The sequence below is a fragment of the Nonomuraea sp. NPDC049625 genome, from assembly GCF_040675285.1.
GTDB classification, from domain to species: domain Bacteria; phylum Actinomycetota; class Actinomycetes; order Streptosporangiales; family Streptosporangiaceae; genus Nonomuraea; species Nonomuraea angiospora_A.
In genome coordinates this window covers 53,522-75,561 of sequence record NZ_JBFAOQ010000024.1, presented here as the reverse complement: position 1 = coordinate 75,561, position 22,040 = coordinate 53,522, and the positions used below count along the sequence as shown (strand labels likewise).

The window sequence follows — 22,040 nt, the reverse complement described above, 5'->3', positions numbered from 1 at the left end:
GTCCTTGAGTTGGGAGAAGCGTATGAGCCTGGCCGGCCACCTGCACGACGTGGCGGAGGAGTACCCCATGCTCCGCGAGGCGATCAGGGCCCTCGCCGAGGAGAAGATCGCCCCGCAGGCCGCCGCCGCGGACGAGAGCGAGGAGTTCCCCTGGGAGGTCTACAAGGACCTCGTGGCGGCCGACTTCCACGCCGTACACATCCCTGAGCAGTACGGGGGCGCGGGGGCGGACGCGCTGGCCACGGTGATCGTCATCGAGGAGGTGGCGCGGGCGTGCGCCTCGTCCTCGCTCATCCCGGCCGTCAACAAGCTCGGCACGGTCCCGCTCCTGCTGTCGGCGTCGGAGGAGCTCAAGTCCCGCTACCTGTCCTCGGTGGCCAGTGGCGAGGCCATGTTCTCGTACGCGCTGAGCGAGCCGGAGGCGGGCTCGGACGCGGCGTCGATGAAGACCCAGGCGGTCCGGGACGGCGACGACTACGTCCTCAACGGCACCAAGATGTGGATCACCAACGCCGGCGTGTCCGAGTACTACACGGTGATGGCGGTGACGGACCCCTCGGCCGGCGCGCGCGGCATCTCCGCCTTCGTCGTGGAGAAGTCCGACGAGGGCGTCTCCTTCGGCCCCAAGGAGAAGAAGCTCGGCATCAAGGCCTCACCGACTCGCCAGGTGATCCTGGAGGACGTCCGCATCCCGGCCTGGCGCATGATCGGCGAGCCGGGCACCGGCTTCAAGACCGCCCTTGCCACCCTCGACCACACCCGCGTCACCATCGCCGCCCAGGCCCTCGGCATCGCCCAGGGCGCCCTCGACTACGCGATCGGCTACGTCAAGGAGCGCCGCCAGTTCGGCCGCCCGATCGCCGACTTCCAGGGTCTGCAGTTCATGATCGCCGACATGGCCATGAAACTGGAGGCGGCCCGGCAGCTCACGTACACGGCCGCGGGCATGTCCGAGACGGCCATGCGCGGGACTCCGGTGAAGGAGCTGACCTTCTTCTCCAGCGCGGCCAAGTGCGCGGCCTCGGACGCCGCCATGGAGATCACCACGGATGCCGTCCAACTGCTCGGGGGGTACGGCTACACGCGGGACTACCCGGTCGAGCGGATGATGCGCGACGCCAAGATCACCCAGATCTACGAGGGCACCAACCAGATCCAGCGCCTGGTGATGGCCCGCCAGCTCCTCAAGTAGGCAGTTGACGTGCGGGAACCCGGTTAAGTGATCATACGCGAAGCCGGGTCGCGCACGTAGGCGGTGCCGCTCGGAAGAGCGGTTCGGGGTCACGGGGGCAGGGCGTCCGGAGAGGGCTGGACAGGGCTTGTGTGGGTAGCGTCCTGGATATGGGCGGCATCGGCCCCGCCTGGGAGATCGCGTACGACGGCTTCGATCTCGGTCGAGAGGGACTGAGGGAGGCGTTGTGCACGCTCGGCAACGGCAGGTTCGCCACCCGGGGCGCCACCCCGGACGGCGAGTCGCGCACGCCGGGCACGTACGTGGCGGGCTGCTACGACCGCCTCGACTCCGAGGTGCCACCAACGTCGGCGGACTGGCCGGGCTGAACGGTGGGCCCAGCCGGAGGTGTCGGTCGTTTGCGGGACCTACGGCCCAACCGCCGTTGAGCGCCTCCACCGGAGCATGCGTGCCAGCCGAATCGCCTCTATCGGTGCTCGGGGTTGTCGAAGTCGAAGCGGCATCCGGCGTCCCATTCCGAGCGCTGGTTGCCGTGGGCCGGGATGCCGCCGGCGTCCTTGAGCATGCGTGCCAGGTGCAGCAGGTTCCAGGTCATGAAGGTGGTGTTGCGGTTGGTGAAGTCGTTCTCCGGCCCACCCGAGCCCGGGTCGAGGTAGGACGGTCCGGGTCCGGCGGCGCCCACCCAGCCGGCATCGGCCTGCGGCGGGATGGTGTAGCCCAGATGCTGCAGGCTGTAGAGCACGTTCATGGCGCAGTGCTTGACGCCGTCCTCGTTGCCCGTGATCAGGCAGCCGCCCACCCGCCCGTAGTAGGCGTACTGGCCGGCCTGGTTGAGCAGGCTGGAGCAGGCGTACAGCCGTTCGATGATCTTCTTGGTCACCGAACTGTTGTCGCCCAGCCAGATCGGCCCGGCGATGACCAGGATGTCGGCGGCGAGTACCCGCTGGTAGAGGGCGGGCCACTCGTCACTCTCCCAGCCGTGCTCGGTCATGTCCGGCCACACACCGGTGGCGATGTCGTGGTCGATCGCCCGCAACTGCGCGACGCTTACACCCCGCGTGTCCATGATGTGCGCGCTGAGATCGATCAGCCCCTGGGTATGGCTGCGCTCGGGGCTCTTCTTGAGGGTGCAGTTGATGAACAGCGCCCGCAGATCGTCATACCGGGCAGGCGCTCCGTTGACTGTCATCATGACGGTTCCCTTCGATGCGGTCCAGGTGCCTCCGTGGGCAGTTTCGGACCGTACGTGCTCTTCGGCCAGCAGGCTCGCCGCGTTGCGGCAGCCACGGGACGAGGCGACGGACGGCTGCGCCGTCTGGCTCACCCGGTCGCCCACCCGAACCAGTCACCGAGGTGCGGGCCACGGCGAACTGGAACCGGCTCAGCTCCCGTAGCGTTGTCGAACCGCTGCCGCCAAGCACCTGATAGCGGTCACGAGCCGCCGTTCATGGCGTGGGGACCTGATGCGTCACGCCGGCCCTCGGCGTTCCGGGGCCGTTGAAGGGCCGCCGAAGTGACTACGGGTCTCCTCAGAGACCGTGGATGCGGCGGCCCGTGATCCGGTGCGCGTCGGCCGAGCCGGATCCGGGGCCGGGCGGGCGATCGCGCCCACCGCCCAGCAGGTCCTCGGCCGTCGTTTCGAGGGCGGTGGCCAGGCGGGTCACCGTACCTGTGTCGGGAGTGCCCAGATGGCTTTCGAGGTGCTGGACGTATCCGGCGGACATGTCCACGAAGCCAGCCAGCCACCCGCTCGGCGGCCAGGGTCCTTCGGCCCTTGCGGGACCGACCTCCGGCCCTGCTGTGGACGGGCGCGAGCGGGTCAGATGGAGGATGACGGAGGAGGCACGCAATGATCGTCGTAGGAACGGACGGCTCCGTGAACTCCCGTGCCGCGCTGGAGTGGGCGGCCGACGACGCGTTCCGCATGCGGGAACCGCTACGGATCGTCCATGCCGTGGACCGCTCGCCGTACCAGATCCGCAAATTCCCCAATGACACCTTCCTGGATGTGCTGCAGCGAGAGGGGCAGAGGATCCTGCGTGAGGCGGAGGAACTCGTGCGCGAGCGCCAGCCCACTGTCGAGGTCACGACCGAGGACCTAGAGGGCAGGCCCGCCGAGGTCCTGCGGGAGCAGGCCAAGGACGCCACCGAGGTCGTGGTCGGCAGCCAAGGGCTCGGCGGGTTCGCCCGCGCGCTGCTGGGCTCGGTGAGCATGCACGTGGCCGGCCACGTGCACTGCCCCGTCGTGGTCGTGCGCGGTAAGCAACAGCCGACATATCTGGAGGTCGTGGCCGGGGTCGACGACTCACCGGAGTGCGAGCCTGCGCTCGCCTATGCCTTCGAACAGGCGAAGCTGCGCGGGAGCACGCTGCGGGTGGCGCACGCCTGGCAGCTGCCGGTGCACGCCTTCACACCAGGGCTCAGCAGTTACGACACGGACGAGGTCCGTACGGCGCAGCATCAAATCGTGCGCGACCCGGTGAAGATCTTCAGCGCGGACTACCCGGAGGTGAAGCTGGTCGAAGATGTGCACTGCGCGCATCCGGTCAACGCGCTCATCGACGCGTCCGAGCGGGCGGACCTGCTGGTGGTGGGCTCGCATGGGCGCGATGCCGTGGGTTCGATGCTGCTCGGCTCGGTCAGCCGGGGTGTCCTGTGCCACGCTCACTGCCCGGTGGCGGTGGTCCGCGCATAGTAATGGCTGGTCAGGGCCTTGGTCACGCGGCATCGGGGACGTTCGCCGCTGCCGGCAGAGGCCGCGCCGGCGGATTGTGAGCTGATCGAGGGAGTCGTGGACGTGAGGTCCGAGGTGACCTTCGACAAGGACGACCTCCTCATCGTTCATGGCGGCGTTGTGGAGACTGGCCCGGCATCTCCGAGCACGCAGGCGTGCTGTGGGGCTCGTCGGTCCGCTGGCCAGGCTCAGGGGTCATTGGTCTTGGGTCCTGGGCAGGGCCAGGGCGGTGGTTACGCTGCCGCGGCCCCTGCTGCGGTTGATTCCTGACGCACGCGGTCGGTGAAGAGATCCGCAGGTAGGAGCGGGTGCGCGTGTGTCTGTTATCCGGGAAACGGGCAGGAAGAAATTCGTGATGCGACCCTTTCGATGCATTTCGCGCCCTGGCTGAGCGACGCGGGCGGCCAGGTGCTCGCCTGATCGAGGCTCTTGCCGAAGGTGCCGAGGAGCATGGGGGAGCGCCTGGGAGCTGGGCGCCGGAGGTGGCCAGGCGGTTCGGGCTGCCCGCGGCGGCAGGGCTGGGCCCGGCCAGCTTCTACGCGGACCTGGCGATTCCGCACGGGCACCGTCACGTGCGGGTCTGCGCCGCGACCGCGTGCTTCGCGGCGCAGGCGGGCCGGCATCTGCCTGCCGTCCAGGACGTACTCGGCGTCACGGCTGATGACGATCTCGATCGGTACGCCGGGGTCTCCCTGCAGACGGTCCGCTGCCTCGGTTACTGCTACGCCGGGCCCGCCTGCCTGGACGGCGAGACACCCTGTGTCGGCCCGGACGTCGTCGACCAGGTGGCCGGACGTGCGCAGCCGCAGGCACCGCCGATCCCGGTGGCCGACGCCACCGGGGACCCGGTCGTGCTGGCCGGGATCGTGGCAGGTGAAGCCGCGTGGCGGACCTGGATGGAAACCGTCGGTCGGCGCTCGCCGGAGCTGGTCCGGTCGCAGGTCGCGGCCTCCGGGCTGCGCGGCCGGGGCGGCGCGGGCTTCCCCGTGGCGGCCAAGTGGGCGGCGGCGGGCGGCTCGCCGGACACGGTGGTCATCGCCAACGGCGATGAGGGCGACCCAGGCTCGTACGCCGACCGGCTGCTGATGGAGGCCGATCCGGCGCGGGTGCTGGAAGGGCTGGCGCTGGCCTGCTTCGCCTGCGGGGCGCGCCGTGGTCTGGTGCTGGTGCGTTCGGAGTATCCGCGGGCGCTGGCGGCGATGCGTCAGGCCGTGGAGCAGGCGCGTGCGGAGGGCCACCTTGGCCGAGGGGTGCACGGCAGCGACGTGGACCTGGAGATGGAGGTGGTGGCGGGCGCCGGTTCCTACGTCGCGGGCGAGGAGACGGCGCTGATCGCGGGGCTGGAAGGCGGTCGTGGCTGCGCGCGGGCCCGACCGCCGTACCCGACCAGCCAGGGTCTGTGGGATGCGCCGACGGTGGTCAACAACGTCGAGACCCTGGCCGCGGTGCCGTGGATCGTCAGCCGCGGTGGCGAGGCCTACGCCCGCCGGGGCACGCCTGGCGAGACCGGTACGAAGCTGGTCTGCCTGTCGGAGCGGTTCGCCCGGCCCGGTTGTTATGAGGTCGAGCTCGGCGTGCCGGTGCGGTGGATCGTCACTGAGTTGGGCGGTGGCCTGCGGGAGGGGGCCGAGCTCGGTGTGCTGCAGGTCGGTGGCCCGCTGGGTGGGTTCCTGTCAGAAGAGGATCTTGATGTGCCACTCACGGAGGCGGGGCTGGCGGGTTACGGCGCCGCGCTGGGTCATGCCGGGTTGGTGGCCGTCGACCGTGGGCTGGAGCCGCTGGATGTGCTGCGGCATGTGTGGGCGTTCGCCGCGGCGGAGAGCTGTGGCGCCTGCTCGCCGTGCCGGGTCGGCTCCCGTCGCGGGCTCGAACAGGCCAGGTCCGGGCTTCCGCCCGGCGACGCGTACGCCCGCATGTTGAACGTGATGAGGGAGGCCAGTTTGTGTGCGTTCGGCCGTCGGCTGCCGCATGCGGTGCGGAGCCTGGCCCGCGCCTACAAGGACCGTCTGCGGGGGTGGGGCGGATGAGGGTCACGGTGGAGGACGCGGTCGTCGATCTTCCGCAGGATGCCACGGTGCTGCAGGCGGTACGAGCCGCAGGCCGTGATCTGCCCACCCTCTGCCATGACGACCGGCTGACGCCCGTCGGCTCCTGCCGCGCCTGCCTGGTACGGCTCGATGGGCGGGTCGTAGCCGCATGCGTGACCCCTGCGGTGGACGGCGCCCAGGTGAGCGTCGAGGAAGAAGACCTGCGCCGGTTGCGCCATGACGCCGTGGAAGTGATCGTCTCAGCACTTCCGCCTCGGGCGCTGGAGGGGGATGGGGAACTGGCCCGGGTGTGCCGGGCCCTGGGCATCGGAGCGGAAGCCGCTCAAGGCGGTGCCGGCAGGGGTCTGGACCGCTCCCATCGGTTCGTCCGGCTCGACCGGGATCTGTGCATCGCCTGCGGCCGCTGCGTGCGCATGTGCGCCGAGGTCCAGGGCACCTTCGCGCTCACGCTGGTGGGGCGCGGCTCGGAGACGGTGGTCGCGCCCGGCACCGGTGGCCCCTGGGCGGAATCGGATTGCGTCGCGTGCGGTGGATGCGTGGATACGTGCCCCACCGGCGCTCTCACCGAGCCGGGGCTGCCGCTCGGGACTCAGGTGGCCACGCTCACCCGTACGCGTACCACCTGCGGATACTGCGGCGTCGGCTGCGCCCTGGACGTGCTGACCCGGGACGGCGAGGTCGCCGGAGTGCGGCCGGCCAAGGACGGCCCGGTCAATCGAGGGCACGCGTGCGTCAAGGGCCGTTTCGCCCACGGGTTCCTGCGCTCTCCGGAACGGCTCACGCAGCCGCTGCTGCGCCGCCGTTCCGGCCTGGAGCCCGTGAGCTGGGACGAGGCGCTCGCCCACATCGCTCGCGGGCTGCGGACCGCGGTGACCGAGGCGGGCCCCGACGCGGTGGCGGCGATCACCTCGGCCCGGGCCACCAACGAGGAGAATTACCTGATCCAGAAGTTCATGCGAGTCGTCATCGGCACCAACAGCGTCGACAACTGCTCGCGGCTGTGCCACTCCCCGTCCGCCGCCGGACTGACCGCCGCGTTCGGCCTGTCCGGCGGCACCGACGCCTTCGAGGACGTGGAGCGCGCCGACTGCCTGCTCGTCGTGGGCGCGAATCCGGTCGAAGCGCACCCGGTCGTCGGGGCGCGGCTGCTCCAGCGGGCGCTGCACGGCGCGCGGCTGGTCGTGGCCGACCCGCGGGCCGTCGGGCTCGCGGGCTACGCCGACGTGCACCTGCGGCCCCGCCCGGGGACCAACGTCGCCTTGTTCAACGGCCTGGCCAACGTGCTGCTCACGCAGGGCCTGGTCGATGAGGAGTTCCTGCGGCACCGCGCCAGCGGGCTGCCGGAGTTGACCGGGGTACTCGCCGACTACACGCCCGATCGGGTGGCCGAGATCACCGGCGTGCCCGCGGAGGATCTGGTCGCCGCGGCGCGCCTGTACGGGGTGGCCAAGCGGCCGGCCATCGTCTACGGGCTCGGCGTGACCGAGCACCTGCACGGCACCGACGGCGTTCGTACACTTGCGAACCTGGCGATCCTGCGCGGCGCGGTCGGCACCGGCCACGGGTTCGGCGTGAACCCCCTCAGGGGGCAGAACAACGTCCAAGGGGCCTCCGACATGGGCGCCCTGCCCGACCTGCTCCCCGGCTACGGCCGGATCACCGACCGCGTCGCGCGCGGGCGGGCCGAGCAGGTGTGGGGCACCCGGCTGCCGGACCACGACGGCCTGCGTATCCCGCAGATGTTCGCGGCGGCACGCTCAGGAGCCCTGCGAGCCCTGTGGATCATCGGAGAGGACGTGTGCGCCACCGACCCCGACACCAACCGGGTCATCGAAGCGCTGGAGTGCTGCCCGTTGGTCATCAGCCAGGAGCTGTTCCTGTCCGAGACCGCCCGCCACGCCGACGTGGTCCTGCCCGCCGCGTCCTGGCTGGAGAAGGACGGCACCTTCGTCAACTTCGACCGCAGATTCCAGCGCGTACGGCCCGCTCTCGTCCCGCCCGGCCAGGCACGCACGGACTTCGCCATCGTGCACGCGATCGCCGCCGCCTACGGCGCCGACCTGGGCTGCCCGACCCCCGCCGAGGCGCTGGCCGAATGCGGCCGGGTGGCGCCGGTGTTCGCCGGGATCTCCCACCGGCGGCTGGATCGCGAAGGCGCCATCCCCTGGCCGTGCCCCGATCCCGAACAGCCCGGAGAGGCCAAGCTCTACCTGGACGGATTCGCCACGTCGGACGGGCTGGCGCATCTCGCCGCCCGCCCCTACCTGCCGCCGGGCGAGAGCCCTGACGATGACTATCCCCTGATCCTGATCACGGGTCGCCGGTGGGCGCACTACAACTCCGGCAACATGACCCGGCGGTCCGGCACCATCGAACTCGACCCTTCGGACCACGTCGACCTGCATCCCGCCGACGCCGCCCGTCACGCCGTCCGCGACGGCGACACGGTGCTGGTCGAAAGCCGGCACGGGCAGGCCACGTTTCCGGCACGGATCACCGAGGAGGTCACGCCGGGCCAGGTCTTCTGCACCTTCCACTTCGCGTCCAGCCGGGCGAACGCCCTCACCTCCGACCATGCCGACACCGTGACCTCATGCCCGGAGTACAAGGTCACCGCCGTGCGCCTGCGCATCGCGCAGGAGTACTCATGACTCCTTGCCGCGTGGCCGTACCACGCCGACCGGGCAGTGAGCGCGGTGCAGCACGCCGTGGCTGACCGAGCCGAGCACTGCGGAGGCGAACCCGCCCAGCCCGCGCGAGCCGACCACGACCAGGTCCGCCGTGCCGGAGGCTTTGATGAGCGCGGGCACCGGGTGCTCGCGCACCTGCCGGTCTGTGATCTCGATGTCAGGGTGGTCCTTCCGCCATCGGATCATCCGCTCGCGAGCAGTGCGGGCCGCCTCCTGGAACGAGTCCTCCAGCAGATCGCCGTAGTCCGGGGCGTAGGCCGAGACGATCGGCGCCTGCCAGGCGTACACGGCGAGCAGCTGTGCGCGGCGGGCGCGAGCCTGCTCGATGGCGTACGCCACGGCTTCCTGCGCGGCTTCCGAGCCATCGTCGCCGACCACGATCTGGCCCTGCTCGGCGGCTACGGGTGCGCGGACGATGACGACCGGCCCGGCGGCATGGCCCGCGACCCCCAGGCCCACCGAGCCGAGCATCAGTCCGGCGAATCCCCTCAATCCTCGGCTCCCCAGCACCAGGGAATCTGCCGACGCCGACTGGCCGATGAGCGCTTCGACCACGTTGCCTTCGAGCAGCTCCGTGGTTGTCTCGACCTCCCCGCCCACCGCGTGAGCGCTGTCGGCGGCGGCTTCCAGCGTGCCGAGGCAGTACTTCCTGCCGTCGAAGCCCTCCGGCCATGGTTCGCACACGTGCACGATCTTCAGAGGCAGCCGTCTGCGTCGGGCGTCGGCCGCAGCCCACTCGACCGCCGCGCTCGATGGCGTGGAGCCGTCCACGCCGACCACGATTGATCCGGCCATCATCCGCCTCCTTCCCAGAGCTCCACCTCCTGCTTCCCGAAACGGACATCCGCGCACACGGCGCTCACCTTTCGGGCACCACCGCCACAGGGCAGGGAGCGTGCTGGAGGAGGGAGTCTGCCGCGCCGACCCAGGCGGCGCGCCTGCGCCCGACGACCATGAGCGTCGCGTGATCATGAGCCTCGCCGGGCTGGACGCGGACTTCCGGGCGGTGTTCCGCCCATTCGGTCAGGTCCACCGAGGCGGACACCGGCACCTGACGCAGGGCGGCCTCCCCGAACGCGAATTCCAGGACGGAGGCATCCGGCTCCCTGTCGACTACGACGATCGGTCCCGGATCCGTCGGGGCGGGCAGGGGACCCGGGCCGCGTACCACGATCACGGGGCACTCGGCATGAGCGGCGACATATCCGGCCACCGAGCCCACGACGGCCCTGGGCAGCGCGCTCAACCCGCGGGAGCCCACCACGACGAGCACGGCATCGCCGGAAAGCTCGACGAGGCGCTGAGCCGCAGGGCCCTCGTAGAGATCGGTCTCGACCTGTACCCCCGAACTGGTCGAGCGGGCGCACTCGGCGCCGTGCCACAGCACGTGATCGGCCGCCTTACGCAGGTGGGACTTGGCCTCCTCCTCCGCATCGCCGTACGGCCACTGCCAGGCGTGGGCGAGCGTCAACGGCAGCTTGCGGAGCTCCGCCTCGTCCAGCGCCCAGTCCAGGGCCTGCATCGAGAAGTCCGAGCCGTCGTAGCCGAGCACGATGTGGTCCATGTCCTCGGGCCCCTTTCCCGGGCAGGAAGTCATCACCTTCAGTGTCGGAGCATTCCCGGAACCCGCCGTAGAGTCGGGCGACCCGGCCCGCCGGGACCTTGGTCCCCGGCCAGAAGGTCGTCCGGCACTGCCGAGCACACCCGTCGTGCGGAAACGTCAGGTTCAAGGGCCAAAACTCGGCTGAACGGGAGCCCGGCATGCCTGACGGATACGACGTACTGCTGCGTGATGGCGGCATCGCTCATGTACGCCCGCTGCGTCCCGCCGATCGCGAGGCTCTGCACGAGCTGGTGGACCGCTCGTCGGAGCGCTCGGCCTATCTGCGGTTCTTCACCGGCGGACGCAACACCGCGCACGCCTACATCGATCGCATCACCAGTGACAAGTACGACGGCCGCGCGCGAGTGGCCGGTCTGCACGGCCGGCTGGTCGCGATAGCCGAGTACATCCCCATCGAGGACGGCCGTGCCGACCTGGGCATCCTTCTGGACGACGCCGTGCACGGGCACGGCCTGGGCACGCTCCTGCTGGAGCACGTCGCCGTGGACGCCGCCGAGCACGGCGTGCGCGAGCTGGTGGCCGACGTGCTGGCCGAGAACCGGCCGATGATCCGGGTGCTGCGCGACCTGGGCCTGAAGGTGGAGCAACGCTTCGGGGGCGGCACGCTGCACGTCAGCATCGCCGCCGAACCCACGCCCAGGCTGCTGACGGCCATCGAGGCCCGCGACCACGAGGCCGAGCGGGCTTCGCTCGCGCGTGTCCTGGCGCCGCGCTCGGTGGCGGTGATCGGTGCGAGCAGGAGCGAGCACGCGGTCGGTCACAAGGTGCTGCGTAACCTCATCGACGGCGGCTTCTGCGGGCCGATCCATCCCGTCAACCCGAACGCGAGCGAGATCGCCGGGCTGGCCTGCCACTCCAAGGTGCCCGATGGCGTGGACCTGGCGGTGGTGGCGGTGCCCGCCCGGCAGGTGCTGGAGGTGGCGCGTGACTGCGCCGCGGCGGGAGTGGCGGGGCTGGTGGTGCTGACGTCGGGGTTCGCCGAGGCCGGGCAGCGCGCGGCGGAGTCGGAGCTGCTGCAGCTGTGCCGTACGGCCGGGATGCGGCTGATCGGCCCGAACTGCCTGGGTGTGGTGAACACCGGAGCCTGGCTGAATGCCAGCTTTCTGCCGCACCGGCCCGCCCGCGGGCGGGTGGCGTTGATGTCGCAGTCCGGCGCCGTGGGCGCGGCCCTGTTGGATCGGCTGGAGGTGTCGTCGTTCGTGTCGGTCGGCAACAAGGCCGATGTCAGCGGCAACGACCTGCTGGAGTACTGGGAGGACGACGACGACACCGGCGTGATCGCGTTGTATCTGGAGTCGTTCGGCAACCCGCGCAGGTTCGCCCGTATCGCCCGCCGGGTCGGCAGGCGCAAGCCGGTGCTGCTGGTCAAGAGCGGTCGCGGCGAGGCCGGTGGCCGGGCGGTGCGCTCGCACACGGCTGCCGCGGCCACCCCGGACGTGGCGGTGGACGCGCTCACCCGGGCCGCCGGTGTGATCCGGCTCGACAGCGTGCACGAGCTGATCGACACTGCCAAGCTGCTGGCCGGTCAGCCGTTGCCGGCCGGTCGCCGGGTGGCCGTCGTGGGCAATTCGGGCGGGCCGCAGGCGATGGCCGCCGACGCCTGCGAGGCCCACGGCCTGATCGTTCCGGAGCTGCCGCCCGGACTGCTGGAGGCCCGTGCCGCCGCCGCGCTGGGCAACCCGGTCGACCTGACCGCCGATGCCACCGCCGCCGAGATCGGCGCCGCCGTCGAGGTCCTTGCCGCTTCGCCCGCGGTAGACGTGGTCCTTGTCGTTTACACCCCACCGTTCGGTGATGGCCTGGAGGCGACTCGTCAGGCCATCGCGGATGCCACCAAGACGGCGGCCAAGACCGTGCTGGCCTGCGTCGTCGGCCACGACGGCCTGATCGACGGCCGCGTCCCCAGCTATGCCTTCCCCGAGCAGGCCGTCCAGGCCCTGGCCCACGCGGTGCGCTACGCCGAATGGCGCAGCCGGCCCGTCGAACCCGTTCCAGTGCCTCCGCCCGCCGACGAGAAGACCGCCCGGGAGATCGTCCACGCGGAGTTGGAGACGCACCCGGACGGTGGCTGGCTATCACCCGCCGAGGCCGCCCGGCTGCTCGGCTGCTACGGCGTGACGCCGGTGGAGTCCCTCGACGTGGACGGCCCTGAGGCCGCCGCCGCGGCGGCCTTGCGCGTGGGGCTGCCCGCCGTGCTCAAGGCCACAGGTCCCGTGCACAAGAGCGAGGTCGGCGGGGTGCGGCTCAACCTTCAGACCCCCGACGAGGTACGGCAGGCGTATCACGACATGTCAGCGCGCATAGGCACGGAGATGACCGGCGCGATCGTCCAGCGCATGCTGCCCAGCGGCGTGGAGATCATCGTCGGCGGCGTGAACTACCCGGTGTTCGGCCCGCTGGTCATGGTCGGCATGGGCGGGGTGATGGCCGATCTGCTGGCCGACCGCGCCTTCCGGGTGCCTCCCGTCACCGACGCCCTCGAGATGATCGGCGAGCTGCGCTGCGCCCCGGTGCTGCACGGCTACCGCGGTTCACCACCCGTCGACGTCCCCGCCCTGGCCGATCAGGTCGTCCGGATCGGCAGGCTGCTCGAAGACCTGCCCGAGGTGGCCGAGCTCGACCTCAACCCGGTCATCGTCACTCCGGAGGGCGCGGTCACCGTGGACGCCCGGATCCGGGTGGCGCCCTGCGAAAAGCCGCCCTCACAGCTGCTGCGGCGGATGCGCTGACCAAAGGTCAGGCCATCCCCCGGGCCATGTCGACCAGCCGGTTGGCATGGCCCCATTCGTTGTCGTACCAGCCGAAGACCTCGCCCAGGTCCTCGCGCGCCTGGGTGAGGGAGGAGTCGAACACGCAGGAGGCGGCATTGCCGATGATGTCGCGTGAGACGAGCGGGGCGGTGCTGTAGCCCAGGAGGCCTGCCCCACCTGGAGCTCGCCGCCCAGGTGGCAGCCCAGGCCCACGCCGGTGGCGAGCCGTTCAGCGTCATCTTCGCCGCCATGGGGCTGACTCACGGTGACGTGGGGACGGTGCGCGACATCCTGGAGAGACGTTCGTCGGCCGCGGAGCTGACGCTGCTGCTCAACCTCGCCGACGACCCCGTGATCGAACGGCTGCTCACGCCGCGGACAGCGCTGACCGTCGCCGAGCATCTGGCGTTCGTCCTGCGGCGTCACGTTCTCGTCGTGCTGGCCGACATGACGAGCTACTGCGAAGCCCTGCGCGAGGTCTCCGCCGCCCGCGGCGAAATTCCGGCCCGCCGGGCCTACCCCGGCTACCTCTACAGCGACCTGGCCTCCATCTACGAGCGGTGCGGCCGCATCCGGGGACGACCCGGCTCCATCACTGTGCTGCCGGTGCTGAGCATGCCCGCCGGATACATCACCGAAGGCCAGATCCTGCTGAGCCGCGAGGTGACCTCGTACCCGCACATCGACCCGCTGTCGTCCCTCTCCCGCATGATGCGCGCGGGGGTCGGCGCGGGACGGACCCGGCCCGAGCATCTGGATCTGGTCGCGCAGATCCAGGCGGGACTGTCTCGCGCCCGGCAGGCCGGTGAGCTCGCCGACCTGGTGGGGAGAGCGCGCTGAGTCCGGCCGATCGCCGCTACCTGGCCATGGCGAAGGCATTCCGAAGACGCCTGCTGGCCCAGCGGCCCGACGAGGCCCGGACCTTGTCGTCCGAACAGCGACCAGCGATGATGCGGCGTCGGCATCGACCACGATGTGGTGGTCCCGGCTTCCCGGCGCCCAGGCCGTCAGCGACGGCGCCGTCAGCCGGTCTCGTCCAGTCGGTCACGGCCCGCGCGTCCCACCGTGGCGGCCGAGCTGTTCCGTACCGGGACATCGCGTACCGGGCACGGCTATCCGGCCTGCCACGCGGAGTCGTCGATCTTCCAGGCCAGTTCGTCGACCACGCTGACGACGCCGTTGACGTTTCCGACCACGCGGACGGCAATGGCGGCCTCGGCGCGGTGTTCCATCCGGCCGGACAACGTGACCACACCGTCGTTCACCGAGACGGTCATGCCGGAGGTGTCGAACCACAGGGTGCGGCCGAGGATGTCGTCGCGAACCTCGGCGGCGATCTCCTCGTCGCCACGCAGGAACAGCTTGACGAGGTCGCAGCGGCTGACGATGCCCTGCAGTCGGCCGTTGTAATCGATGACCGGCAGTCGTTTGACACCGTGAGTCTCCATGAGGCGGGCCGCCGCGACCGCCGGCGCCTCAAGAGGGACGGTGATGGCGGGACTGGTCATCAGGTTGGCGGCGGTGTCGCCCCGTGCCTTCTGGCGGCTCTTGGGATGGCGCAGCCGGGTACGCAGCGGCGGACGGTAGCCCTCCAGGTAGAACTGCTCGCGAAACTCCTCTTTGCACAGCAGGTCGGCTTCGGAGACCACGCCGATCACGTGGTTGTCGTCGTCCAGGACCGGTACGGCGCTGACGCCGTTGCTGACGAGCGTTTCGGCGAGTGCCTTGAACGGGGTGTTGGCGGTGACGGAGACGACCTTGCTCGTCATCACGTCCTCAACGGTCATGCCCATGGCCGGTCAGCTCCTTCCTGCTTCTTTCCCGGTGCTTTCATCACAGCTCCAGGCGACGTCGGGAAGTAGGGCCGGAAGTCCCGAGGGGTGGTGACGAGCGTCTGTGACCATCGCGACACTCTGAGCCCCATCCGAGACTTTCGACCCGCCTGAGCAGGGCGATCGGCCGCCGTTCACACCTTCCGCCGGAGAGATGCCTGCGCTATGAGCGGTGACACTGCTGACGGATCGGTACGAGCTCAAGACGCGGCTGCACGGCGACTCCGTCGGCCCGGTCGTTCGTCGTCCCTAGGCTGATCGCTCCTTCGGCTGGGTGGCGCCCTCGATGGGGATGTGCCGTCCCTCTGGCCTCTTTTCGGCCAGCTTCACGCTCACTTCGAGGATCCCCTGGTCGTAGACGGCCTTGACGTCGTTCTCATCTGCTCCTTGGGGCAGCGAGATGGAGCGGGTGAAGGACCCGTACCGGAATTCGGTGCGGTACTGCTCCCGGTGCTCCTCACGCCGCTCCGCGTGGATGGTGAGAACCCCGTCGGTCAGGTCGATCTCGACGTCCTTCTCGGGATCGATGCCTGGCAGTTCGACGCGGAGGACGTACCTGCCGTCCTTGATGTAGTCCTCGAACCGCATGGACTGCCATGTGCCTGACCGCACAGCGGCCAGCGGCTCTTCGAACCAGTCGAGCAGATCGGGTAGGAAGCGCTCCCTGCGCATCAGCGTGTCCATGGATACCTCCATATCTTTTCGGGCGGTATATGGGTATTAATCACATTTGTAGAGGCTTCGATGCAGGGGCGGAGGTCCTGGGTGCCGAGGTCTTTCGGTCCGCCGTTGGGAAGGAATGCCGCACGTTTGCCCGGGAGACGGCTCAGCGAGCCTTCCTCGGTGGGCTGCCGGGCGGCCGAGGGGGGACCAGCGGGTGACCGTCTGGTACACCGCCCCGATGCCCTGCCTACGATCTGTCCCGGTTTGCGGTTCATCGCCGACGTCGGCGAACCACTCAACGAAAGAGGGTCAGCGGCCAGGTTGATCATCACCACGGCGGCGGACCACGGCGACCGGGCACTGAGCGTGGTGCAGTACGCCGTGGCTGACGGAGCCGAGCACCGCTATCCCACGCCCGCGATTGCCCACCACGAGCAGGTCCGCGTCTTTGGACGCCTCAGTGAGCGCCGCGACCGGATGTACGGAGGTGATATCCGCGATCGCGTCGACGTCAGGGTGTTTGGCCCGCCAAGGGGTGAGCCGATCGTGGACGAAGTCGTACTGGGCTCGTTGCAGCCGGTCCAGGTCGAGCGAGACCGCGTGAAGGGGGACGGCGTAGGCGTAGAGGACGTGCAGCGGCACTCCGCGCAGGGACGCTTCGTTGAAGGCGTGGGCCAGGGCGGGCTCCGAGGAGTCGGTCTCGTCCAGACCTACCACGAGCCGCCCATGGTCAGCCGCGATCGAGCGTACGACGACGATCGTGCCGTGGGCGTGGCCCGCCAATCGCAGGCTGACCGAGCCGAGCAACGCGCTGGCGAATCTACTCCGGCCGCGCGAGCCGACCACCAGTTCGGCGGCCGGCTCCGCCTGCGCCCGCAGCTCGGCCACCGGCGATCCGATCTTCACCTTGGTGGCGACCTCGATGCCGGGCCAGCGGGCCATGACAGCCTGGGCCTTCTTCTCCAGCATGGCCTCGGCGGCCTCCCTGAGGCCATCCAGCAGGCCAGGGATCGGGAAACGCGGAAGTTCGTAGGAGCCGTGTTCGATCACATGTACGAGCTCAAGCCGGAGCCTTTTGCGCGTGGCATCGGCAGCAGCCCAAGCGATGGCGGTGTCGGCGCCCGGCGAGTCGTCAGTCCCCACGACGATGACGTCGTTCATGGTTGCGCCTTTCGCTAGCCGTTGAGGACGTCGTACGGGCCCTCTGCCCGAAGCGTGGCAAAACCACGGCAAAGATCCTCAAGGCCGGCCGTTCACCCGGAGCCGTCCGCCTTCGGTGAGCTGAGGCCTGATCTCTCTTGCGAACAGGAGGTCCAAGGGCCCGCTGAGGTCGGGTCATATGCCCCTGTCGTGAACCGTTGCCTCCGCCGGAGGCTGAAGGATAGGGGGAGGTGCGTGATGAGGCGCGCGAGTCAGTGGGTGTTGCTTCGAGTGCGCCGGTACTGGCTGGGACGGAATCCGCTGCGTCGTCGCTCCGATCGGCTGGAAGCGGCAGCTGTGGCTGCCGCGTTGATTATGCTGCTGTTCAGCGTCTGGCCGGCCGTCGTCGTGGGGCGGTCGGTCTATGAGAGAGGACTGCAGGCCGAGCGAGCCGGCCAGGGCATCCGCCAGTCAGTGACGGCGACTCTGGCCCGGGATGCGCCGTACACCCTTCCTACCGGAAGTGGCGAGGATGGCGCGGAGCCGGGATCACACGCTCCCGCGCGGTGGATGGCTCCGTCCGGTCACTGGAAGATGGGCGAGGTGGCCGTGCCCGCGGGCACCAGAGCGGGTACGTCCGTAAAGGTATGGATCGACGGTCACGGCGAGTTGACCACTCCTCCGACGAGCCACGCGGACACACTGACGGGCGCCACGGTCGCGGCCTTCCTGGTCGTCGTGGGATCAGCGGCTACCCTGTCGTTGGCCTTCCGGGCCTTCAGAGGGTTGCTCGACAGAGGGCGGTACGCGGCGTGGGACGCCTCCTGGGCGGAGGCGTGCGCGCGGTGGCGCCGCCGTAAACCTGACGGCTAGCTCATTACATCTCAAGAGCCGACGATCAGATTTTGTCCGCCACGGCGATCACGACCAGCGCGCCCGGATCGGCGGGTGCCTTACCGTCCCTGAGGCGTTCCCGGCCGCCCCGGGCTTGGGCCGCGGCGCCAGGGCCATTGGTCCTCAAAGAGAAGGACTTCCGTCCCTAGCGAGACGAACCGGACGGCGGGAGGTTGGTTTTAGGCCTGTGAGACGAGCGAGGGAGTCCGACCTGAGAGCCTCGATGGAGGATCAATGGAAGGGCTGAGAGGTCGGAAAGCCGAAAGACTGACCGGCGACCCCTAGCCACCTGATCCGGACCATACCGGCGAAGGGAGAGCGCCTCACAGGTCTTTGTCGTGTGCAGCCCGGGGAACTCCGACCACCGGCTCCATGGAGTAAAGCATCGACCCCCGAACGTGTTCAGTCGGCTCGGACACGTGGCCGTACGACGGCGACCGGGCAGGATGCGTACGTAGTGCAGGACATCGTGGCTGACCGAGCCGAGCGGCTCACCCCCCGGCCCCGCGAGCCCACGGCGACCAGATCGGCACGAGCGGAAGTCTCGCACGGCGCCGCGATGGGATTTCCGCGGAAGGCCGACTCGGTCACCTCTACGCGGGGATACCGCTTCGCCCATGGCGACAGAACGTCATGAACATGCTGTTGCCGCGCTTGGGCGATGAATTCGAGATCGGGCCGGAAGTTCGCGACCACCCTGCTCGACGGGAGATCCCATGCGCGACCCACAGCCGGGCTCCGCGGGCCTGCGCCTCCTCGAAGGCGTAATCGATGGCCAGGTGCACGGCGTCCTCGGGATCCAGACCGGCCACGATCTCGCCCTGCACCACGCTGGGTGTGCCGCGGACCACGATCACTGCCCGAGCGGCGGCCTCTGCCGGCAGCCGTCCGCCGCCCACAGCACCGCGGCCAGCGCTCCCCGGGAACCGTCCACCCCTACGATGATCGGCTCGGACATGCGATCAACCTGATCCGGCCGTCCCGGTGGGTTGCAACACGGTACGCACGTCCCGAGGGAGCCGGTCGAGCACATGCGTAACCGACACCTCCGAGAGCTCCCCGCACAGGAATTCCGTGACAGTGGCAGCGAACTGGGGCACATCCCTGAGCGCGACGCGGGCAGAGCGTGCGAAGTACTCGATGAACTCCTCCCGGCTCCGGCGGATCGGCACGCGGCTGGGCTCCCAGCCGTTGTAATACACCCCACGGAGCAGATCGGGCAGTTGCGCGGCCAAGTGGGCCGCGCTGTCCACGGTCAAACCGTCCCTGACCGCGTGCAGCCAGCCCTTCAACACCCGCTGGGCGAAGTCCCGGTCCTCGGTGCCGAACGCGTCAGCCAGATCGCCCAGCCATCGGTTGGTGGTCTGGACAGTGCGCTCGATGCTCTGTACTCGTGTGTGCGGCATTGTTCCCTCCCTGTGCATGCCCGCCGCCACAGAACCTTCAAGTCCGGGCAAGTAGGTCGTCCAGCGGCTCATCGCGATGGAGCCGTCCGATGGCATCGGCCGGTAGCGAGGCCACCGAGCACACCCCAAGCCGCATCGGTGGCGTAGGCGGCCGGGCAACGGTGTCGGTGACCAGCACCCGATGGATCCCGGCACGATCGAGACGCTCCGCCGCTGCCTCCACGAACAAGCCGTGAGTCGCGGCCACGACGATCTCCGGCGCCGCGCTGTGGGCGGATCGAGCACGATCAGGCGTCGCGTCCCGACCGAAACAAGCGCCTGGAACCGCTCCGCCGTCACCGGGGCCGGCTCGCTGCGGAGTCATCACTATCCACCACTCCGCCGGCAGCGGAGTATCAGGCCGGCGTGTCAGTCGAGTGCGTAAACGCGATGAACGAACTCGGCAAGCTTGTTGTCGGGCAGTTCTTTCGCGAGATCGGCCTCGCTGATGATGCCGGCAAGGCGGTGACTTTCGATCACGGGCAGGCGCTTGACGTGGTTCTGCTCCATCTTGAACAGCGCCTCCTCGAGGCTGGCATCGGCGTCCACCCATACCAGCCCACGAGCCAGCTCCCCGGCGGTGGTCTGGTCGATGTCCCCGCCGTGGGCGCAGCACTGGACCACGATGTCACGGTCAGTGACGATGCCCTTGAGCCGGTCGTCGTCCCCGCAGATGGGCAGCGCGCCGACGCCGAGATCGCACATCATCTGCGAGGCGACGCGCAAACTCTCGTGTTCGCCGATGCACTGGACCCCCTCGTGCATCACGTCCCGGGCTTTCACTCCGGTTTCGCCTATATCCATCGCTCGCCTCCCCAACAGGGTACGAAGCGCTTTCATCTGCCCCTACCCGTGCTGGTCCGAGCATGGGCAGGCGTGCCGCCGGAAGATGTAAAAATCGTTCGACGAACTCTGGGGTGCCTCATGCGTTCACGTGCTCGACCCTCGCATCGGGCCCTGGGAACACCAGGGTGTCGTGCTCTGAGTCGAACCAGTGCACCACGTAAGGCGGCGAGCCGTCCGTGTGCTCCACCTCGGTGATGACGCCGACCCGGCGCGGATCACTTTCGTGACGACCCTCGATGACCAGCTTGTCTCCAACGACAGCCTTCATCATGCACCTCCGTTGGTCCTCTCCCCTCAAGGGACGCTCTTCCCACATTCGGCATGCCGACTCCGGAGGCAGGACCCGAGCGTCGGCCGGCGGTCACACGTCAAGGGTGACCGTGCACATCCATTGGTCCCCGCGCTGCTCGAAAGCCAGCCGGTGCAGGGTGACCGCCTTGGGAACCGCCCCGATCTGCGCCATCGTCTCGACCTCTGCCGTCGCCAGCAGCAGCCCGTCCTCCTCCGGCGTGGCGCGGATGGGAACCTGGCCGGTGGTGTCCATCCGGTAGATCACCTCATCGAGCGCGGCGACGAGCCGGTCCTCCGGGCGGCCCGGCGCGACGCGCACGCGCTGCTCGGCGCACGCGACCCCACCTGCCGTGTCCAGGAAGCTGTCGCTCATGGCGACGACCGCCTCGGCGATGCACTCCATGGCCGTCGGCGCCCAGGCCTGGATGCGGGTGTCGGCCGTGTGCGGCAGCGTACGATGCCCGCGGGTCATCTCTCACCCCTTGACCACGCCCAGCGGCACCAGCCTGGCCACCTTGCGGCACAATCCCGCGCACTCGGCGGCGGTCACCACCTCGTCGACGTCCTTGTACGCGGCCGGGGTCTCCTCGGCCAGGCCTCGCCAGGTGGAGCCGCGCACGGCGATGCCACGGGCCTCCAGCCGATCGCGCAGTTCACGGCCCCTGATGGAGCGCGCCGCCCGGTGGCGGCTCTGGGTACGGCCCGCGCCGTGGCAGGTGGAATGGAACGCCTCGCCGCCGGGGACGCCGACCAGCACGTACGACGCCGTGCCCATGGTCCCGGGAATCAGCACCGGCTGCCCGACGGCCGCCAGGTCGGCGGGCAGATCTGGATGGCCGGGCGGCAGGGCGAGGGTGGCACCCTTGCGGTGCACGCACAGCAGCCTGCCGTCGTGCTTCTCGATCTTGGCGAGATTGTGCGAGACGTCGTACACCAACTCCAGTTCCGCGCCTGTGACCTCGGCGAACGCGCGCCTCACCGCCTGGCCGAGCAACTGACGGTTGGCCCGGCCATAGTTGGCGGCGGCGGCCATCGCCCCCAGGTACGCCCGGCCCTGGGGGGAGCCGACCGGCGCGCAGGCGAGCTGCCGATCCGGAACCTCGATGCCATATCGGGGCATGGCCACCTCCATCGCGCGGACGTGGTCGGTGCATATCTGGTGCCCGAGCCCGCGCGATCCGCAGTGGATCATCACGCACACCTGGCCGGCGCGCAGCCCGAAGGCGGCTGCCGCCTTCTCGTCGTAGACCTGGTCGACCGCCTGCACTTCCAGGAAGTGGTTGCCCGAGCCCAGGCTGCCCACCTGACCCTGGCCGCGTTCCATGGCCCGCGTGCTCACGTGAGAGGCATCGGCGTCGGCGACCGCTCCGCGGTCCTCGCAGCGCTCCAGATCGCGGGCGACGCCGTGGCCCTGCTCGACGGCGTAGCGGGCGCCGCCGTACAGGATGTTCTCGAGCCGGGCACGGCCGGGCGACTGCCAGACCGCGTCCCTGCTCGGGCCCCGCGGGATCGTGACGTCGAGGAGATCCATCAGCCGGTCGCGGCGCAGCCCTTCACTGTCCACGTCCGCGGCCAGCAGCCGCACCCCACAGGAGATGTCGAACCCGACCCCACCGGGCGAGACGACACCACCCGCTGTCACATCGGTGGCCGCCACGCCGCCGATCGGGAAGCCGTACCCCCAGTGGAGATCGGGCATCCCGTACGAGGCGCCGACGATCTCTGGCAGGGTCGCCACGTTGATCACCTGCTGGAGCGCCTCGTCTTCAGGCAGCAGCGCGCGGGAGGTGAACACGATTCCGGGCACTCGCATGGCCCCATGCCTGTCGACACGGAATCGATGGGAGGTTTCCTCGACGAGCTCCATCCGGGCTCCTCATGAGGGTCTGGA

General features: G+C 69.7%; 20 protein-coding genes, 1 pseudogene and 1 riboswitch. Of the genes and pseudogenes, 7 read left to right on the top strand and 14 right to left on the bottom strand.

Annotation, left to right across the window (positions count from 1 at the left end):
* Positions 1-22: 22 nt before the first annotated feature.
* Both AB0J87_RS56820 and AB0J87_RS56815 read left to right on the top strand, forming a co-directional pair.
* Positions 23-1,192, top strand: a complete 1,170-nt coding sequence (locus AB0J87_RS56820; RefSeq protein WP_363983046.1) for an acyl-CoA dehydrogenase family protein — start codon at positions 23-25, stop codon at positions 1,190-1,192.
* Positions 1,193-1,341: 149 nt separating this feature from the next.
* Positions 1,342-1,530: pseudogene (locus tag AB0J87_RS56815) on the top strand (hypothetical protein); the annotation flags it as partial.
* A gap of 128 nt (positions 1,531-1,658) precedes the next feature.
* On the opposite strand, the gene AB0J87_RS56810 reads toward AB0J87_RS56815, so the two are convergent.
* Together AB0J87_RS56810 and AB0J87_RS56805 are read right to left on the bottom strand one after the other, a co-directional pair.
* Positions 1,659-2,384 carry a flavodoxin family protein gene (locus AB0J87_RS56810; RefSeq protein WP_363983043.1) on the bottom strand — a complete coding sequence of 242 codons (726 nt, stop codon included), beginning with the start codon at positions 2,382-2,384 and terminating at the stop codon, positions 1,659-1,661.
* Between the two features lie 337 nt (positions 2,385-2,721).
* Positions 2,722-2,916, bottom strand: a complete 195-nt coding sequence (locus tag AB0J87_RS56805) for a hypothetical protein (protein ID WP_363983040.1) — start codon at positions 2,914-2,916, stop codon at positions 2,722-2,724.
* A 125-nt stretch (positions 2,917-3,041) separates the two neighbouring features.
* Here AB0J87_RS56805 and AB0J87_RS56800 point away from each other — a divergent pair, with 125 nt between their 5' ends.
* The 3 genes from AB0J87_RS56800 to fdhF all read left to right on the top strand — a co-directional run bounded on the left by AB0J87_RS56800 (position 3,042) and on the right by fdhF (position 8,625).
* Complete coding sequence (locus tag AB0J87_RS56800) at positions 3,042-3,887, top strand: universal stress protein (protein WP_363983037.1); 846 nt, start codon at positions 3,042-3,044, stop codon at positions 3,885-3,887.
* Positions 3,888-4,309: 422 nt separating this feature from the next.
* Entirely contained in the window at positions 4,310-5,953 is a 1,644-nt protein-coding gene (locus AB0J87_RS56795) for an NAD(P)H-dependent oxidoreductase subunit E (protein WP_363983237.1), read from the top strand.
* Positions 5,950-8,625: a formate dehydrogenase subunit alpha gene (gene fdhF / locus AB0J87_RS56790; RefSeq protein WP_363983034.1), complete on the top strand. Its 2,676-nt coding sequence runs from the start codon at positions 5,950-5,952 to the stop codon at positions 8,623-8,625. The genes AB0J87_RS56795 and fdhF overlap by 4 nt, the downstream gene beginning before the upstream one ends.
* Here the strand turns inward: fdhF and AB0J87_RS56785 are convergent.
* Both AB0J87_RS56785 and AB0J87_RS56780 read right to left on the bottom strand, forming a co-directional pair.
* Complete coding sequence (locus tag AB0J87_RS56785; RefSeq protein WP_363983031.1) at positions 8,620-9,462, bottom strand: universal stress protein; 843 nt, start codon at positions 9,460-9,462, stop codon at positions 8,620-8,622. The genes fdhF and AB0J87_RS56785 overlap by 6 nt on opposite strands.
* 61 nt (positions 9,463-9,523) lie before the next feature.
* On the bottom strand, positions 9,524-10,261 hold the full coding sequence (locus AB0J87_RS56780; protein WP_363983028.1) for a universal stress protein: 738 nt from the start codon (positions 10,259-10,261) through the stop codon (positions 9,524-9,526).
* A 164-nt stretch (positions 10,262-10,425) separates the two neighbouring features.
* Here AB0J87_RS56780 and AB0J87_RS56775 point away from each other — a divergent pair, with 164 nt between their 5' ends.
* Both AB0J87_RS56775 and AB0J87_RS56770 read left to right on the top strand, forming a co-directional pair.
* A complete protein-coding gene (locus tag AB0J87_RS56775) occupies positions 10,426-13,017 on the top strand; it encodes a GNAT family N-acetyltransferase (protein ID WP_363983025.1) in 2,592 nt (863 codons plus the stop codon).
* Positions 13,018-13,233: 216 nt separating this feature from the next.
* The gene (locus AB0J87_RS56770; RefSeq protein WP_363983022.1) at positions 13,234-13,878 is read left to right on the top strand and encodes a hypothetical protein; all 645 of its coding nucleotides are present in this window, start codon (positions 13,234-13,236) and stop codon (positions 13,876-13,878) included.
* A 272-nt stretch (positions 13,879-14,150) separates the two neighbouring features.
* Here the strand turns inward: AB0J87_RS56770 and AB0J87_RS56765 are convergent, their stop codons facing one another.
* The 10 genes from AB0J87_RS56765 to AB0J87_RS56720 all read right to left on the bottom strand — a co-directional run bounded on the left by AB0J87_RS56765 (position 14,151) and on the right by AB0J87_RS56720 (position 21,962).
* Positions 14,151-14,831 carry a CBS domain-containing protein gene (locus AB0J87_RS56765; protein ID WP_363983019.1) on the bottom strand — a complete coding sequence of 227 codons (681 nt, stop codon included), beginning with the start codon at positions 14,829-14,831 and terminating at the stop codon, positions 14,151-14,153.
* A 288-nt stretch (positions 14,832-15,119) separates the two neighbouring features.
* Entirely contained in the window at positions 15,120-15,554 is a 435-nt protein-coding gene (locus tag AB0J87_RS56760) for an Hsp20/alpha crystallin family protein (protein WP_363983016.1), read from the bottom strand.
* Positions 15,555-15,842: 288 nt separating this feature from the next.
* Positions 15,843-16,694, bottom strand: coding sequence for a universal stress protein (locus AB0J87_RS56755; RefSeq protein WP_363983013.1), 852 nt, complete (start codon positions 16,692-16,694; stop codon positions 15,843-15,845).
* Positions 16,695-17,755: 1,061 nt separating this feature from the next.
* Positions 17,756-17,900, top strand: a riboswitch (TPP riboswitch).
* 69 nt (positions 17,901-17,969) lie between these two features.
* The gene (locus AB0J87_RS56750; protein ID WP_363983010.1) at positions 17,970-18,158 is read right to left on the bottom strand and encodes a universal stress protein; all 189 of its coding nucleotides are present in this window, start codon (positions 18,156-18,158) and stop codon (positions 17,970-17,972) included.
* 2 nt (positions 18,159-18,160) lie between these two features.
* Positions 18,161-18,424: a hypothetical protein gene (locus AB0J87_RS56745; RefSeq protein ID WP_363983007.1), complete on the bottom strand. Its 264-nt coding sequence runs from the start codon at positions 18,422-18,424 to the stop codon at positions 18,161-18,163.
* A 105-nt stretch (positions 18,425-18,529) separates the two neighbouring features.
* Positions 18,530-18,973: a DUF2267 domain-containing protein gene (locus AB0J87_RS56740; RefSeq protein ID WP_363983004.1), complete on the bottom strand. Its 444-nt coding sequence runs from the start codon at positions 18,971-18,973 to the stop codon at positions 18,530-18,532.
* A 408-nt stretch (positions 18,974-19,381) separates the two neighbouring features.
* Complete coding sequence (locus AB0J87_RS56735) at positions 19,382-19,816, bottom strand: CBS domain-containing protein (protein WP_363983001.1); 435 nt, start codon at positions 19,814-19,816, stop codon at positions 19,382-19,384.
* A 118-nt stretch (positions 19,817-19,934) separates the two neighbouring features.
* Positions 19,935-20,129, bottom strand: a complete 195-nt coding sequence (locus tag AB0J87_RS56730; protein WP_363982998.1) for a DUF1918 domain-containing protein — start codon at positions 20,127-20,129, stop codon at positions 19,935-19,937.
* A gap of 90 nt (positions 20,130-20,219) precedes the next feature.
* Positions 20,220-20,621 carry an archease gene (locus AB0J87_RS56725; RefSeq protein WP_363982995.1) on the bottom strand — a complete coding sequence of 134 codons (402 nt, stop codon included), beginning with the start codon at positions 20,619-20,621 and terminating at the stop codon, positions 20,220-20,222.
* Between the two features lie 3 nt (positions 20,622-20,624).
* A complete protein-coding gene (locus AB0J87_RS56720; RefSeq protein WP_363982992.1) occupies positions 20,625-21,962 on the bottom strand; it encodes an RtcB family protein in 1,338 nt (445 codons plus the stop codon).
* Positions 21,963-22,040 lie beyond the last annotated feature (78 nt).

Excerpts from the sequence above, each read along its gene's own strand:
- AB0J87_RS56820 (WP_363983046.1), top strand. The coding sequence starts at position 23 with ATGAGCCTGGCCGGCCACCTGCACGACGTGGCGGAGGAGTACCCCATG.
- AB0J87_RS56810 (WP_363983043.1), bottom strand. The coding sequence starts at position 2,384 with ATGATGACAGTCAACGGAGCGCCTGCCCGGTATGACGATCTGCGGGCG.
- AB0J87_RS56805 (WP_363983040.1), bottom strand. The coding sequence starts at position 2,916 with ATGTCCGCCGGATACGTCCAGCACCTCGAAAGCCATCTGGGCACTCCC.
- AB0J87_RS56800 (WP_363983037.1), top strand. The coding sequence starts at position 3,042 with ATGATCGTCGTAGGAACGGACGGCTCCGTGAACTCCCGTGCCGCGCTG.
- fdhF (WP_363983034.1), top strand. The coding sequence starts at position 5,950 with ATGAGGGTCACGGTGGAGGACGCGGTCGTCGATCTTCCGCAGGATGCC.
- AB0J87_RS56785 (WP_363983031.1), bottom strand. The coding sequence starts at position 9,462 with ATGATGGCCGGATCAATCGTGGTCGGCGTGGACGGCTCCACGCCATCG.
- AB0J87_RS56780 (WP_363983028.1), bottom strand. The coding sequence starts at position 10,261 with ATGACTTCCTGCCCGGGAAAGGGGCCCGAGGACATGGACCACATCGTG.
- AB0J87_RS56775 (WP_363983025.1), top strand. The coding sequence starts at position 10,426 with ATGCCTGACGGATACGACGTACTGCTGCGTGATGGCGGCATCGCTCAT.
- AB0J87_RS56765 (WP_363983019.1), bottom strand. The coding sequence starts at position 14,831 with ATGGGCATGACCGTTGAGGACGTGATGACGAGCAAGGTCGTCTCCGTC.
- AB0J87_RS56760 (WP_363983016.1), bottom strand. The coding sequence starts at position 15,554 with ATGGACACGCTGATGCGCAGGGAGCGCTTCCTACCCGATCTGCTCGAC.
- AB0J87_RS56755 (WP_363983013.1), bottom strand. The coding sequence starts at position 16,694 with ATGAACGACGTCATCGTCGTGGGGACTGACGACTCGCCGGGCGCCGAC.
- AB0J87_RS56740 (WP_363983004.1), bottom strand. The coding sequence starts at position 18,973 with ATGCCGCACACACGAGTACAGAGCATCGAGCGCACTGTCCAGACCACC.
- AB0J87_RS56735 (WP_363983001.1), bottom strand. The coding sequence starts at position 19,816 with ATGGATATAGGCGAAACCGGAGTGAAAGCCCGGGACGTGATGCACGAG.
- AB0J87_RS56730 (WP_363982998.1), bottom strand. The coding sequence starts at position 20,129 with ATGATGAAGGCTGTCGTTGGAGACAAGCTGGTCATCGAGGGTCGTCAC.
- AB0J87_RS56725 (WP_363982995.1), bottom strand. The coding sequence starts at position 20,621 with ATGACCCGCGGGCATCGTACGCTGCCGCACACGGCCGACACCCGCATC.
- AB0J87_RS56720 (WP_363982992.1), bottom strand. The coding sequence starts at position 21,962 with ATGCGAGTGCCCGGAATCGTGTTCACCTCCCGCGCGCTGCTGCCTGAA.